This window comes from Spirosoma sp. 48-14, assembly GCF_001898575.1.
Lineage (GTDB): Bacteria > Bacteroidota > Bacteroidia > Cytophagales > Spirosomataceae > Spirosoma.
In genome coordinates this window covers 173,792-189,927 of record NZ_MKUD01000088.1, presented here as the reverse complement: position 1 = coordinate 189,927, position 16,136 = coordinate 173,792, and the positions used below count along the sequence as shown (strand labels likewise).

At 49.6% G+C, this 16,136-nt stretch carries 8 protein-coding genes; all 8 read right to left on the bottom strand.

Translation table 11 applies throughout. The features are described 5' to 3' along the window. A partial coding sequence (locus BGO59_RS36235; protein ID WP_293692587.1) for a hypothetical protein occupies positions 1 to 3,673 on the bottom strand: 3,673 nt, incomplete at its 3' end. Continuing rightward, complete coding sequence (locus BGO59_RS36230) at positions 3,670 to 5,820, bottom strand: hypothetical protein (RefSeq protein WP_293692585.1); 2,151 nt, start codon at positions 5,818 to 5,820, stop codon at positions 3,670 to 3,672. The genes BGO59_RS36235 and BGO59_RS36230, both read right to left, overlap by 4 nt. A gap of 10 nt (positions 5,821 to 5,830) precedes the next feature. Then, the gene (locus BGO59_RS36225; RefSeq protein ID WP_293692584.1) at positions 5,831 to 10,102 is read right to left on the bottom strand and encodes a hypothetical protein; all 4,272 of its coding nucleotides are present in this window, start codon (positions 10,100 to 10,102) and stop codon (positions 5,831 to 5,833) included. Positions 10,103 to 10,142: 40 nt separating this feature from the next. Continuing rightward, a complete protein-coding gene (locus tag BGO59_RS36220; protein ID WP_293692582.1) occupies positions 10,143 to 10,631 on the bottom strand; it encodes a hypothetical protein in 489 nt (162 codons plus the stop codon). Next, positions 10,628 to 12,166 carry a hypothetical protein gene (locus BGO59_RS36215; RefSeq protein WP_293692580.1) on the bottom strand — a complete coding sequence of 513 codons (1,539 nt, stop codon included), beginning with the start codon at positions 12,164 to 12,166 and terminating at the stop codon, positions 10,628 to 10,630. The genes BGO59_RS36220 and BGO59_RS36215 overlap by 4 nt, the downstream gene beginning before the upstream one ends. A gap of 12 nt (positions 12,167 to 12,178) precedes the next feature. Beyond that, complete coding sequence (locus BGO59_RS36210) at positions 12,179 to 13,903, bottom strand: hypothetical protein (RefSeq protein WP_293692578.1); 1,725 nt, start codon at positions 13,901 to 13,903, stop codon at positions 12,179 to 12,181. Positions 13,904 to 13,956: 53 nt separating this feature from the next. After that, positions 13,957 to 14,175, bottom strand: a complete 219-nt coding sequence (locus BGO59_RS36205) for a hypothetical protein (protein WP_293692576.1) — start codon at positions 14,173 to 14,175, stop codon at positions 13,957 to 13,959. A gap of 199 nt (positions 14,176 to 14,374) precedes the next feature. Next, on the bottom strand, positions 14,375 to 16,099 hold the full coding sequence (locus BGO59_RS36200; protein WP_293692574.1) for a hypothetical protein: 1,725 nt from the start codon (positions 16,097 to 16,099) through the stop codon (positions 14,375 to 14,377). Positions 16,100 to 16,136: the final 37 nt, after the last annotated feature.

The window sequence follows — 16,136 nt, the reverse complement described above, 5'->3', positions numbered from 1 at the left end:
CCGTTATCGTTATCGAATTGGTGCAGGGGCTTCCCCCACCATTAGGTGTACAGGTCGCCTGATAGGTCGTGGTGGCGGATGGGCTGACGGTTTTATTATTACCGCTGCCCAGGCCATTATCCCAGTTCACCGTTCCATTGGAGCAACCCGTATACGATACTACCGAACTTTGACCCGCATTTAGGTTAGCAGGACTAGCACCTACAATGAAATTACAGGTACTAACCGTGATGGTTACCGAACTAGTGCAGGAAGCCCCACCTCCAGTGGGTGTACAGGTTGCCAGATACGTCGTTGTCGATGAAGGCGTGACGGTTTTGGTATTGCCACTCCCCAGGCCATTATCCCAGCTTACCGTGCCATTCGAACAACCTGTGTAGGTCAGCACTGAACTTTGTCCGGCATTGATATTAACTGAACTGGCTGATGCATTCAGATTACAGGGTATGACCGTGACAGTAAGAAATTCGGTACAGGTCGACCCGCCTTCTTTAGGTGCGCAAACAGCCAGATAGGTGGTCGTGACGGATGGGTTGACGATCTTATCATTCCCGGTACCTACCCCATGATCCCAACTGACGAGCCCATACGTGCAGCCGGTGTACGACAGGACGGCACTTTGTCCGGCATTGATCGTTGCTGAACTGGCGGAGGTAGTGAACAAACAATCGTGAACGGTAATAGTCAACGAACTGGTACAGGAACTACCCCCACCGGCGGGTGCACAGGTGGCCTGGTATACGGTCGTTGTCGACGGACTAACGGTCTTGGTATTGCCCGTTCCTAAACCATTATTCCAGGTAACGGTGCCACCCGTACAGCCTGCATAGGAAAGTATCGTACTGATTCCCGTGTTGATGGTAGTTGACGTAGCTGATGTCGTTAGACTACACGGCAGTGGATTGACTGTAACAACTACGGAGTTTGTACAAGGCGAACCGCCACCTGTTGGTGTACAGGTGCCCGTGTACGTTGTGGTTGCTGATGGGCTAACAGTTTTGGTGTTACCCGTACCAAGTCCGTTATCCCAACTCACCGTTCCATTACTGCATCCGGTATAGGTCAATACCGAGCTCTGCCCCGCATTGATGGTGGACGGACTGGCGGAAATCACTATACTACAGGTATTCACAGTAACGGTAACCGAACCGGTACAGAACGATCCTCCCCCGTTAGGAGCACAGGTAGCGCTGTAGGTGGTCGTAATGGCCGGAGTGACGGTTTTACTGTTTCCCGTTCCCAGGCCGCTATTCCAGGTCACAGTCCCCCCAACGCAACCACTGTACGAAAGTAAGGTGCTTTGCCCCGCATTGATCGTAGCCGGGTTGGCCCCAATGGTAAAGTTGCAGGTATTGACAGTAACGGTAACCGTATTCGTACAGGGAGTACCTCCTCCGGTTGGCGTACAGGTGGCACTGTAAGTTGTTGTTAGGGTTGGGCTTACCGTTTTACTGTTTCCCAAACCAACGCCATTATCCCAACTCACCGTACCATTGCTACACCCATTGTAGGTCAGCACTGAACCCTGGCCTGCATTGATGGTCGACGGGCTGGCGGATAGCGTCAGATTACAGGTGTTGACCGTTATCGTTATCGAATTGGTGCAGGGGCTTCCCCCACCATTAGGTGTACAGGTCGCCTGATAGGTCGTGGTGGCGGATGGGCTGACGGTTTTACTATTGCCGTTGCCCAGCCTATTGTCCCAACTCACCGTCCCGTTACTACACCCACTGTATGACAGCACCGAACTCTGGCCCGCGTTGATATTGGACGGACTGGCCCCTACACTAAAGTTACAACTGGTAACATTGACCGTCACCGAACCAGTGCAGACATTCCCCCCACCCGTTGGCGTACAGGTGGCACTATAGGTCGTTGTAAGGGTCGGGCTAACGATTTTCGAATTACCGCTGCCCAGCCCATTATCCCAGCTTACCGTACCATTACTGCACCCAGTATAGGTTAACACCGAATTCTGACCTGCGTTGACCGTAGATGGGCTGGCCGACAGCGATAATCCGCAGGTGTTGACTGTAACGGTTACCGAACTGGTGCAGGGGCTTCCCCCTCCCCTGGGTGTGCAGGTGGCCTGATAGGTGGTGGTGACGGATGGGCTGACGACAATCGTGTTGCCATTACCTGCACCTTGGTCCCAGCTAACGGTTCCGTTCGTACAATTTTCATAAGCCAGGGTTGTCGTTTGTCCGCTATTAATCGTGGTCGAACTAGCCAGAGCCAACACCGAACAGGCCGTAACCGTGACCGAAACCGAACTAGAGCAGGTACCTCCCCCGCCCGCTGATGTGCAGGTAGCCACATAAGTGGTTGTAACGGATGGGCTGACGGTTTTACTATTGCCGTTGCCCAGCCTATTATCCCAACTCACCGTGCCACCCGAACAACCCGTATAGGACAAAACCGTACTTTGCCCCGCATTGATACTGGACGGACTGGCCGACGCACCAATGGAACAGGCAGCACTGACGGTTACCGATACCGAAGCCGAACAGGCATTGCCGCCACCGCTGGGCGTACAGGTAGCACTGTAGGTCGTGGTCAGGGATGGACTGACCGTTTTGTTATTTCCACTACCCAGCCCATTACTCCAGGTGACGGTACCGTTTGAACAACCCGAATAAGTAAGCAGCGAACTTTGCCCGGTTGTTGTACTGGCTGGGCTGGCCGAAAGGCTTAGCGTACAGGGTATGACCGTAACCGTTACTGAATTGGTGCAGGGGGTGCCTCCGCCCGTGGGTGTACAGGTCGCCAGATAAGTGGTCGTGATGGATGGACTGACGATCAGGTTATTGCCCGTACCTGCACCATGATCCCACGATACCGTTCCGTTGGTACAGTTCTCATAAACTAACTCAGTACTCTGTCCGGCATTGATGGTCGTTGAACTGGCTAAGGCAATCACAGCACAAGGCGTAACGGAAACCCTGACTGAACTGGAACAGGAACTACCTCTACCAGACGGTGTACAGGTAGCCAGGTATGTAGTCGTCGTGGAAGGCGTAACCGTTAGGTTATTTCCAGTACCAACGCCATTGTCCCAGCTAACCGTACCGCCCGTGCAACCCGTATAGGACAGAATTGAACTTTGCCCCGCATTAATAGACGTGGTACTGGCCGAAGCGGTAATGGAACAATTACTTACAGTTACGGTCACGTAGCTTAAACAGTAGCCGTTGTCTTTGTTACACTGGGCGATGTACGTTATGGAAGCTGTTGGAGTAACGATCAGGTTATTTCCAGAACCTATACCGTTATCGCGACTATCGACCCAGTCGACCGATCCCCCAACACAACCCGTATAGGACAGAACGGAGCTTTGGCCGGAACTGATGATTGATGGAGACGCACTGGCGGATACTGAACAGTTAATAAAATTCACCGTGATCGACTGCGAGCAAGGTGCTCCACTAGCGGGTGTACAGGTAGCACTGTAAGTCGTCGTAGCGGTTGGGCTGACGGTTTTGTTATTGCCCGTGCCCAGGCCATGATCCCAGGCGACCGTGCCACCCGTACACCCAACATAGGACAAGATGGAACTCTGCCCCGTACTGAGGTAATCGTAAGATTTATTCAGCGTCAGTGTACAGGTCTGAGCCCCCACGTTGGTAACGACCAGCAAACAGAGCAGCCAGCAGGCGAGTATAGCATGTTTCATGGTTTCCGTTCGATTACCGTTTCTTTCCAGCCCGATAAATACCCTTCCTGCATCCGGGCCCGGATCACATAGCGATACGGTTTGTTCGGCAGCATTTCTACATAGTCGATCCACTCCCGCGAGTCTCCTTCCACTTTTTTGACCAGCGCCAACTCATCGTCGGGCATGGCCCGGTAGATTAGAAAGTTGTCGATTTTATCGGTCTGATTGCAGGCCCAGGTCAGCCGTATCGTTTGGCGGGTCGTATCGACAACGGCGGACGTAAACTGCGAAAAATCGACGTTGCGGGTAAAGAAGGGTGTTTCCAGCACAACCGGCGTTGCTGGTTGCGATCGATTCTGGCTGTCGTCGAACGCAATCACTGTATAGGCATACAGGCTTTTTTCGGCCACGCTGGAGTCGGTGTAGGCTTGAGTAAGGGTGTCGGTGATGGTCAGCAGCTCTTCCCAGTTGGCATTGGGCATTTTCTTCCGATACAGAATATGTTTCTGGACATCCTCCGAATGGCTACGGGTCCAGTGCAGAAATATCCTTTTGTCGGTCACAGTAAAACTGTCGATAATGGGCGAAGTAGGTGGGTTGATATCAGGGATGCGCAACACCAACGCTTTCGAATCGACGGATTCTTTAAACAGCAAGTCCAGTGCCTTAACAGTATAGAACACATAGCGCTGCATCTGCTGTAGCCGAATCGTATCGGTTAGGGTCGTTTGCTTGATGAATTCATTATTGACCCGGTAATATCGCTGTCCGGCCTTATCGCGCCGATTTACAAAGTATCCGTATAAATCAGTGTCGGGGTTGGGTTGCCAGCTAAGGGTAACGATGCCCAGTTCGCCTTTTCGCTCAATTTTCCCCGTCAATCCCTGAGGCTGCACCGGCGGATCGTCATCAGCCAGTGTAACTGGATAAGCCAGGGTTTCCATCACATCCCCTTTTTTAAGATGCGTAATCAGTTTGATAAAAAAGGTATATCCACGAGCGGGCGTAAGCGGTTTTATATAAGTCATCCGCTGATTAGCGGGGATAATTTCAGAAATCGGTGCAAATGGCCCACCCTGTTCAGTAGCGCCAACAAGCTGGTAATGATCGATATATTGGCTAAGGCTATCTTTGTATAGCCATTGTACTTCCAGCTTGTTTTTATCAGTGGTTTCGTTTACAGAATAAAACGCAGGGACTGGGAGCGTGCTCTTTGCTTTTATGCGCACGTTATTGGAGTAAGGGCCCACTTCCTGAAAGAGAGTTAATCCCCGAATCCTATACTGATACGTGATTTCATCACTGTCTAACGTATCGCTGACAGTGAGCGTATCGAGTTTATTGGTTACAATAAAAGGCAGGCTGGAAATAGAAGCAAAGTGTTCACCGTCTTCCGACCGTTCAATCTGGTACTGATTATATGTGCTACGTACCGACGCTGTTTCGGCGAATAAGTTCGCTACCCGATCACCGGCCCTGCCCGCAAAATGCCTGATGGCTGGCATTGGGTTCGTATCGCCCAGGCCGACTTCCGAGGAAACAACTGACAAGAGCTTATACCGCGCTGCCGATTTATGGCCAATCACATACTGATACCGTTCGCCCTGCACCGCCGTTGAGTCGATTAAACCCAGCCCGGCCATACAGGCCGCTTTAAAATCCATATCGGCCCCCAACAAGGCGAAATGAAACAACTGAATTCGTTCGTTCATCTGGGTAATTGCCTCGCCCGAAAACTCAGGCTGCTCATAAATAGCGGCATACAATACGCTGTAATTCCGGTCTTTCCGGTCGATAAACGGTTGCCAGTCGGCGGCTGGTTTCGGCATCACGTTCGAGTTTATGACCACCCGTTGACGCGTTTTTACATTGACCCGCTCGACGACATAACCGTCGCGGTAGCCAAACTCCCAATAGCTTTGCATAGTCGGGACCCAGCGCAGGTACAGCTTATGGCCAATAGCTTTTGCCAAAACACCAACTGACGGACGGCTTTCCATCTTTTCGCCTTTCATTGCATACCGGGTTCGATTGTCAGGCCGGTTGACTGGCGCAGTAGCCGATTTGACGGGTGTTTTCGTTTTGGCCGCAGGTTTTGGTTGACTATGGGCTAGACTGATGAGCCCACCGACGAAGCAAAGGGTTAAGTAGATCGATAGTTTCATGGCCGTACAGCTATTTGTCATTCCGTATGTAATACCAATAGTAGGTGGCAGTTCCATCTTGAACTCGCTGAGCCTGATCTGCATAAAAACTATCCCAAACTCTGGTTCTGAACGTAAATCGTTGCCTGAAGTCGGTGCCCTGAATTGGGAGCCAGTCTGAATTGGGTGCCTGATCGCCGTTGGTAATAACCAGTTCAACAACAAGTATCAGGTTGGCATTGGGTTGATGAAGCGTTGTCCGTTTGGTATAAATCGTCGCCTTCCGATCATCCAGGTCATATTCGGCGGTATTGGCCACAAACCGAATCCGATCATTCGGCTGGTAATGAACATAGCGTTTTAGGGGTGAGCCTATTGAATAATAATTACCAGCAATCATCACATTTTCGATCACCTGGCCGCCGTCGATCTTTAGGTTACAGAACTGATAGACGGGAATTTGCGGATCGGTGTAGAGCACAATCATCTCATGACGCTGGATCATGTAGTCATTGTAGGTTGCCGAAGCGTCGGATGTGGCATCGCTCCGAAAAATGGCTGCCTGGGGAGACGTCTCTTTAACCAGGTTGACCCTGGAGTTCAGTTCAAAAACGGTGGGGGACAGGCAAGGCGAATCACCAAACGTCATGAACGCGCGCCCTTCGACAATACCCCCCATCAGGGTATATTCAAACATCATAGCCCCATAGCTGCCCTTGAAATCGAAAACACCCGCAGCGGTGATGGAACCCTTCACAATCTGGAATTTTGTCTGTGTCTTTTTGAGGTTTAGTACGATGCCTAATTCACCTGAGCCGTGGAGTACCCCTGAGCCTAGCCAATGTGATCCATTACAGGACTTAAACGCCTTGTCGTACGCAACCATAAAGCCAAACCCAAACGTTAAATTGGCATAGACCGAAACGGCTTTGGTAGGGGTAGACAGATAAACACTGCCGCCTAATGAGAGCCCCAGACTGAAATAGCGGGTGCCATCCTGCATGACCGAGGTGGGTAAATCAAAATTGATCTCCCCTTCGTTTCGGGATTTCAGTTCGCTATTTATCTGAGCCTTAGCATTTTCAACGATTGAGTAATACCTGACCTGGTTGCTTGGCAGAGGTACATTCCCGCCGACGATAAACAGAGTAGCGCCAATCTTGAGGTATGTAGGCGACTCGTCTTTACCAAGGTTGAGATTAACTTCGATGGCCAATGGTTGATCGGGGCGACCGATCCAGAGATATCCATTCACCGGATTGGGTTCGTTATCCCCTTTTGGCTTTCCTTCTTTTTTATCCTGTCTGTTCTCCTTATTTTCCTTGACAAGACCTTCTGCAACAATTTTAAGCTGAATCATACCCAGAAAACCCGCCCCTTCATCATCAGCGGCCCCGCGCACATACGAACCTGGTTTTTTCAGCGGTACGTGCATGAACCCAAACGCACTCCCTTCCATGATAAAATCGTCGGTCGAAGCATCGAAGGTGAGATCAAATTTTAAAATGGCGAACCGATCATCCAACGAGACATCCAGCATCTTGACAGCATTGTTAACCTGCTGTTTAGAAAGGTTATTGACTTGCTGATTCGTTGGGGGAGTTGTAGAACTGCTTGGTACAGTGGCTGCCTTTAAGGCCGTCTTTGCGTCCTGTTGAGGTAACTCAACCGAATCGCGTGCAAATTCCCAGGTCCCAAAGATACTGAGTTTACGAAAGCCACTTCCGGCCCCCGTCCCTTTTGCCCCTTCGGCATAAATACCCAGCATGCCCCGTTGCTGTTTATCGGTGGCAAAAAAAGTCACGGCAAACAATGCTCCACCCGTTTTCTCCCGTGGTAAATATTTTTTACCGGTAATGGAGTATCGTGAGCCCAGCTCATTGGTTTGGGTCATATTCACCGCAACACCCGCTCCGAATCCATTCACTTTAACGGTAGGGCCAATGAGTATGCCAGCTTCTCCAAACGACAAGAGAAAGTCAAAATAGGTAAAATTGTAGGCACTACCATCTTCCTTAACGACGCGCCCACCAATCCAGTTGACAACCATTCGGGGGTCTTCATCGTCGCCCTGTGCTTTGGCTAGTTTTGAAACACCTTTGATCTTAAACTCGGCGGTAATGTTTCCCCGACAAACCGTTCCATACTCTTCATCATCTTTGTCGAACGATATAGAACCATCAAGGGTAAACCCTGCCGAAGATCCTGTTGCAATACGTAAGGTGCTTAGACTTATCCCCGAAAAATTGGCTTTGAAATCAACGGTCGACGTTTGCGTTTCGCTGACTTCCCAGGCAAAGTTGATATCGACCCCCGCCGTGATATTCAGAGTCGATGTTGTGTCAGAGTTTTTAACCTTGGTCGTGTCACCTGTATCAAAAACCGTCTGTTTAGACAAGGGATTGACATTGGCATAAAAGGTAAAATTCACCGTACACGACTTTTCGGTATCGTCGTATTCGGCCATCAGCTTTTTTAGTCCGATTTTACCGAAGACAGGCACATTGCCCAATCGCTCGTACCCCATGCGGGTGAATTTGAAAATGGGCTTTTTGCTTAGGAACGAATACCCAACGACCAGGTCCTCGACCAGTACTACGCCAAGCGACAGAATTTTATCGTTATTCGTTTTTTTTGACGTTGTATCGTACGAAACTTCTTTACTATTGACATCCAGACCGATGACATAACGAAAGCTTAACTTCGGTGTTACCAACCGAGCCTGTAGCCGATTCGTACCCGTAACCAGACCTGAAGAAGCCGACGGTGTGGCTGTGTCTGTTGCTATACTTTCCAGGGTTGTATTACCACCCGCGGAAGCACTTGTCCCATTTCCATCCGTTGTTAAACTGGCATTTCGGTAAGTGGGCGTGTCCTGCACAAAATCAACCTTCGAATCGTCGCGCAGCGTCGATTTCGCCCCCAAAAAGAACATGTTAGCCTGCTGATTGACTTTTAGTGAGAAACTTTGCGACTTATCGTCCAGGCTACCAGCGTAGGTCAGGTATTCATCTTTAGAAAGCGTACTGAAATCGTATGATTTATCATTTTTCTTGAACGGGCTTTTGGCAGCCAGCACCCCAACCTTTCCCGACAGGCTAAAGTTGCTGTAATTGCTTTTTTCTAGCGTAAAGCTGATCTGATCGATCGTCATGGGTGAACCACCCAACTGGCTGAAATTAGCAATGCCGGTTCCTGACGCATTCATGTACAACCCGGAGTCGTCGAGCAGTAGTACGCCCGCCTGAAAGCTGGGGCGTATGGGCGTAGGGTCTTTGGGCGTTGCCGGAATAAAAAACATCGGAACATATACCGTCGATGCCGTAGCGAACAGGCCCGTCCATTGATTGATCATATTGGAATTGTTTCCCAAAAATGAACCGACAGTCGATGTAATAGCCGAAGGCGTTGCTTTTTCGGAGAAGTCGAACGAGACATTCGCCAACACAAAACCCATCACCGTCTGCGATTTTTTTAGGGTAAACGCCAGCGGATTTTTTACCGGCACCGTCAGTCCGGTCAACGCCGTTGCCTGATAATCAATCGGCGATGAGACAACAGCGGCTGTTCCGTCGGGCATCGGATACCCTTTATCGTCCAGCTTCAGAAACGTGTCTTTATTAAGTTCCAGGTTGCCTTTGATCACCAGTCCGGCAAAGCTACCGCAGTTGATTTTGAGCTGGGATGCACTACTCGGTAGCGCATTTTTCATACTCCCTCCGGTCAGGCTTACTTTGTATTGCGTATTCGAAAACTCCTGCGTACCCAGCATCACCAGCCCCACCGTTCCAGCTATACCCGATGCCATTACGTACTTGACCCCAGTAGCGCCGAAGTAAATTTCCTGATCACCCAGTAGCAGTCGGGCATACACATCAAGTTCGACGTGGTCGGGGTAAAACGTGGCTTTTTTGATCATCAGATACCCCTGGCTGGTGTTGTCGATGGGTACGGCAATGGGCAGGGTTTGCAGGGCGGAGTTGGTCAGTGTCGATAGGAGTTTACCCTGGCTTTGCAACTGATCAAACAGCAACTTGGCGTCTTTAGCTTCCTGCGACAGGTCGGCCACCTGAATTTTCGAGGGGGCCAGTAAGCGCGACATCTCGTTCAGGTTCTGCACACTCAAGCTCTGGTTCAGCGCCGTTTGAAGCGCCATTGCAGAAGTTACGTTCTTTTCAGTAGTCGGCGGGGTTGGGGTTTTACCTGGGTTTTCATTCTCGCCCAATGCTAAAAATGAACTACTCAGCAAGCCCAGAACGACGGACAGGAATTTCAGTTGGCAGATAGATTTCCAGAAAGTCATATCGATAGTAGCAAATCGGGTCAGGGTTGGAAACAGCCAGTTAAAGCATAAAAAGTTTGGGTAGCAGTATCGACACCACATCGGCTCCGAGCAGCAGGTAATTATCCAGATACGTGGTCAGATTCGTCAGATTGCGTCCATTGTCAGCTACCTGTGTCTGCAACAACGTTCGCAGTTTTTGCAAATCCTGTTTTTTCTGGGTATTGGTTTCCGTCGTTAGCTGATTCACTACGGTATTCAGGCAGGCCGTGAGGGCTGTTTGTTTCTCCGTCAGCCGATTTTTCAAACTGACCAACTGAAAATTCACCCGCAGGATGAAGCCCACATGATTCTGTACGTTGTTCTTCGACTCGTCGAAAATCTGGTTACCCAGTGTTTTGAGCGAATCGATCTGAACGCCGAGTCGTTTAATCGTCTGGTCGGTTACATCGCCCGACATATCCGCATTGCCATCGACCAGTGAAATCCGTTTCCCAGTCGGCTCGCTGGTCAAATAGCCGGAAATCACCTCGTTGTACTGATTAATCACGAAGTTGTCGGAGAAATACAGTTTGATGGCGCTGCTCCCCCCCCCGTCGTTTTAATCATGGCCTGGGCGTACTCAGTCGAAACGACCCGCACATCGGTCCCCCCCACGTGCAGGGTGTCGCCGATAGCCACGTTATTTTTGGTTTGATCGGTGGGATTCACAGTCGGGTTCTGGCAGGTAGCCACCAGCGGATTCGGGTTCTTCTTCCGGCTTTTACCCGTTAGCTGGGCCAGATAGTCATTGTTGTCGCGCGTGATGCCCGCCACCGATACCGTTGTCCAATCCAGTTTTGCCAAAAAAACAGGGGCTGAATACAGCATCTGATCGGTAGCCTGGGCCGTGATTCCACCCACCTGAAAATTGTAGGCTCTGGTATTATCCAGCGCGATTTTCGCCGAATAGGTGTTGTTTCCCAGCTTCGTCAGGGTTGGGTTTTCCAGGTTATATAGAATCGACGTTGGAGCTGTGGCACTACTCCCGGAAGTGGTATTGCTCGATTTGATCGCACTGGTCATAATCGGCGTAGCGACAATGGCTATGGCATTGACCACATTGGCAAACGGATCGCGGTATTGCAGATCATACCGAACTTGCTGATCAACACCCGACCAGACCACAACAGCCTTTCCATCGACATCCCATCGGGCCGTGGTAATACTGGGTGCCCGGTTCTTCTCGCCATAGGTAAACGTAAAAATCTCGCTATAGCCATCGTTTCGGAAAATGCCTACGTCTTCGAAACCCATTTTTGCCCTCGCCCGAACCCGAAACCCATACGTTCGTCCGGGAATCAGGGGAGGCATACCGGGCCCAAATAGCAGCGTAGTGTTGGTCGTGGTCGTCTTGTAATAGGGTGGTTGCGCTAAGAACAAGTTTTGCAGATTACCGCCATAATTTGCGGGAACAATAAGTTCGGTCAGCACGAAATCGTATTCGACGGCGTTTGCCTGACGCTGGCGGGGCACCCACTGAAAAACCGTATTCTGCGGATTGATCACCTTAACCAAACTCTGATTGGCCGGAAATGTAAGTAAAGGAGGGTCGTTCACAACCAGCCAGACAGGTGGTAAAGGAACCGCTCCCGACAGCGATTTATTGGTCAGCACATCGATCACATCGACCGAAAAGGTATAAATACCTTCACCTAACGGTTTGCTATATACGATAGGCGAAACACCCAGATTTTCCCAGTTAAAATATCGTCCGAAATCGGCCTGGGTAAACGTTTGCACAAAGCCTGGGGTTAGCGTAAAAACGGGTTGGCTACCCAGCCGGGGTGGGTTGCTCAGAGACAGTCCTCCCCCCGTAACAGTAAATCGAAAATAGACCTGCGTGGGGTCCAGGTTCAGATCGCGTAGAATTACTTTCAGACTCAGGTTCTGCCCTAGTGGATTCGCATAGTCAGCCAGATTGATTGGATACGGAGGTTTGGCGTAAAAGGTAGCCTGCACCGGAAAATGCTGGGCATACCCGTTCGTCAGCAGTCCTATGAGGAACAACAGGCTATATAGGGTTATAAAGCGGAAGTATCGCATGCGTATCCAGCGTTAAAAACGATTGACATAACCGACCGTCAGCGAAACATAACTTCGGGTGCTCAGACCACTACCCGCTAGCTGCGTAAAGCCAAGGTTACCCGCAAAGCTGTTCATCTTATCCACCTTGTAGGCGGCACTTCCGCGTAGGTTGACAGCCCCCGTTTGGGTATCATACCCCTGATCGCTGGTGTATATATAAGCCAGAGATGCATTTGTGGTTAGCTTATTGGCCAGAAAGCTTTTCTGAAAATTAAACAACGGCCCAATCGACAGTGACTGCTGAGTGCCGATGCTGTTATAACTTCCGTTTAACCCTAGCCCAAAACTTTGCGCCCGTTTAGGCTGCGCGTAATTGTATAGCAGCGACGAATTAATAAACCCTGACTCCTGCCCGGTTCGGACTATATCGTCCTGCTTATTAACCGATTCCATCCACGACGCACTCAGATTCAGGCCGTGGACAGCCGTTTCGGTACTGGAAATGGCGTAGTTGATATTCGTGGAAACCGTTTGGTTGATCTGCCGGTAATTCAGGGTATCCAGTTGCTCGAATGGATTCAGCTTGCGAATGTTATCGAAGGCCGTCCGGATAAAGGCATACGAGGTATAACTCGAAAAATTGAAACCAACGGATAGTTTCGGACTCAGGTTGGCATTGATCGTCGCCATACCAACTACCCTTCGCTGGCTGGATGATTTTTTATGCTCGATGTCGTCCTGCTGAAGTCCGGCACTACCCGAAAAATTAACCTTCCCGGAGAAAAGGGTTTGGCTGTATCGGAGGGATATGTTCTCGATATCGTTGACGAAATAGTACCCGCCCAGTGTCACATAATCGGGATCAACTCGCTGGTAATCAACCCCGATTATCCCACCCAGCCGAACCAGATTATAATTCAGTCCCAGCCGAATACTGTTGTACGATTGTATAGCTACGCCACGTCTGAAAAACAAACCCGACAGCGTCTTCCGGCTGATGCTTTCATCGCTAACCTGATTCTTATCAGCATTCAGCGAACTGGAATTGTATTCGCCATTGAGTTGCAATCGTTTAAACAATGTGGTACTGAAATCCAGGCCAACTACCAGATTTTCTTTGGGTTGTGGTCGCAGACTGTCGGGCAAGCCGGGCAAGGAAGCCGGATTATCGGATGCACTGAATAGGGTTAGACCAACGGTATATTTATCCGTTCGGTACTGCGTTTTCAGTCCCATTCCCATCCGTCGGTAGGTGGGTATCACAGGAACTGTAGCCAGCAGGTCGCCTTCCGTAGCTTTTAGCAGCCGACCGTACATCAGGCTGATACTCCAACGGTTAGGCGTCAGATTGACCCCGGCGCCCTGAAACTGATGTCCATTCAGCGAGTAGGGCGAAAAAGTCATGAAACAGGTCCCAATCTCGGCTGAAATCCACTTGTAGGTCGGACGAAAGGTGACGAAGTTGAACGAAAAAGGCTGGCTATACGAAAACGTCCGATTGGAATAGTTGAAGCTAAATGGTAGCGTAAACGTCTTATAGGTCAAATTGAGGTTGCCGCTCACAAAATAACTGACGGGCGTAATCGTCGAGGCCTGGTTAGACATATACACCATATTAGCCGACAGGCCGCCCGTCAGTTTTAGTTTGTTTTCCCCACCCTTATAGGCGTTTGGGTCCAGGTTTTGGCCCAGACAGGTTCGTCTTCCAAGCCAGAAAAGGAGTAGAAGACAGCCGACAGTAACGATTTGTTTCATGGGTTAGAGAAGGGTTCATTTCAGAGCAGAGTTGTGCTGACTAGCCGGATGATTCAGGTCATCTGAATGGTTTCTTTCAATCGCACCCACACGTCCACAACGGACCACGGATAGCTATCGGGCAGCAGGATGAGCTTCTGATGGTCCAGTTTTTTTACATGGTAGCTGTAATAGAGCCACACACAATAGCCCATAAAGACGAACAGCAGGAGGATTATGGCCAATATGATCAGCCATTTACGATCGACGGGATTTTGAAAGAAGGAAGGCATCGCTGCAGTGTATTAGGTCAAAAGCAACGATGTAAAACACCTCCAATACGTGAAGAAAACCCAATGTTGGACGTGGACAAAATCGTGGACGGCAACGCAAACCAGCGTGGACAAAACCGTGGACAAGCCTAAAAATAGCCATTTCCAGTGCAAATAACCAGATTTCCAGCGGGCTTACCCTTACCTTTGGGAGGTACCACTACAAATGCACAATAAGCCCTTTAAGGTCGGTATCAGCCTGTTGTGTTTCCAGTTTTTTTCGCAGACGATACCGAGATTTGCGTAAGGATTCAATGGAGACCCCCAGCATATAAGCCATTTCGCGAGATGCGATATTTAGTTTGAGCAAGGCCAGTAACCGAACTTCGGCGGGGGTTAGATCCTGATACTTTGTGAGCAGATTATCGAAGAAATGCGGGTAGACCCGCTCGAATAATTGCTTGAATTCAAGCCAGTTGCTTTCTGTCAGAATTACACTCTGGCGCAAGGATTCGATTCGGGTATCAACAATGGCTGCTTCCGGCGATTGTGGCTCTGACGGATTCAACTCAAGCGCCATTTTTTCGATGAGTTCGTTTTTATCTTTCAGGTTCTCCATATACAGAGCCAGTTGCTCCGTTGCGTGCGCCAGTAAATCATCGGCCCGCTTCTTCTCGGCTTCCTGGAGTTGTTTTTCCCGCTTCCGTCGTTGATTGACTGCGTAAATGATGGCGATCGTAACAATAACCAGAACGGCAATGAAGATATTACGCCGGAGCAGGGCATTATCCTTCTCCGCTTCAATATTGGCTAAGTCGTTGAGGTATTTTTCGGCAGCCATCTGTGCCTGGGCAGCCGCCAGCAACCGATTATCAAAAATTCTTCGAAGCGAATCCTTCTTGACGACCAGCGAATCTTTATACCGGATGGCCGCTTCCAGGTTTCCTGCTTTCTGATAATACAGCGCGTTCACCTCATAATACATGGGCCCGTAATTACTCCAGAACCAGTTGGGCTGTAACTGAAGTGACCGCTTTATGTAGGTCTGGGCTTTGGCCAGGCTATCGAGCTTAATGAGTGAATAAGCGATGTACAGGCAGGTAATCGCTGAATTATCGGGCACTTCTTTCTCGTTGATTGCCACATCTTTATACAAATACGGGAGTGATTCTTTGTATTTTCCCTCCAGGCGAAGCGTATTGCCATAGTTGCCACTCCCAATGCCCACATACGTATCATTGTGCCCCGCTTTAGCCACGGCAATGGTTTCTAAAAACGTCTTTTTCGCGTTCGTATAGTCGTTAATTTTTAAATAGGCAACCCCCCGGTTATTGATTAAGAACCAATCCGCAATCAGCTTCCATTTATTGTATTTTTCAGCTAAGCTGACATAATGAATCGCCGTCCGGTAATCTTCAAAATAGTAGTGAAAGCGAAAGAAATAATAGAGGTAATCGACAGCTTCGGGTATATCCTGATAGCCAATCTGTTCAAAAATTTGCCGGGCACGAAAGTAAAATTTGAAGGCTTCCGTGAATTCCAGGTTTCGGAAATATTCATTGCTTAGGTGGCAGTAATAGGTAGCCCGAATAACCGGATAGGGCGACTGGTCAAAATAAGCCTGTTTGCTTTTCAGAAAGGCAATCTTTTGGGGAAGTTCATCATGCTGATAGATATACTGATAGTGCACCTGTAAAAGCGTTACATACCAGATCATAAACGCATCGTCCCGATCGTCACAAAAGGTACGGGCGCTATCCAGCATGGCCATTACCTTCGTCGTATCAGCAAAATATTTCCGGGTTATGGCTCGCAGGAATACAATACGCTCATCGGTTTGCATGGTATCCATGGTCTGCACTTGCGCCATGGATAAACGGGCCGTGAGCAGACAGGTCAGCCAAAGACTACAGTTGATGAGTCGAATCAAAGGATGGGGAAACATATTCAGAAGGAGGAAGGGTATAGTTGGCTGGTCGAAG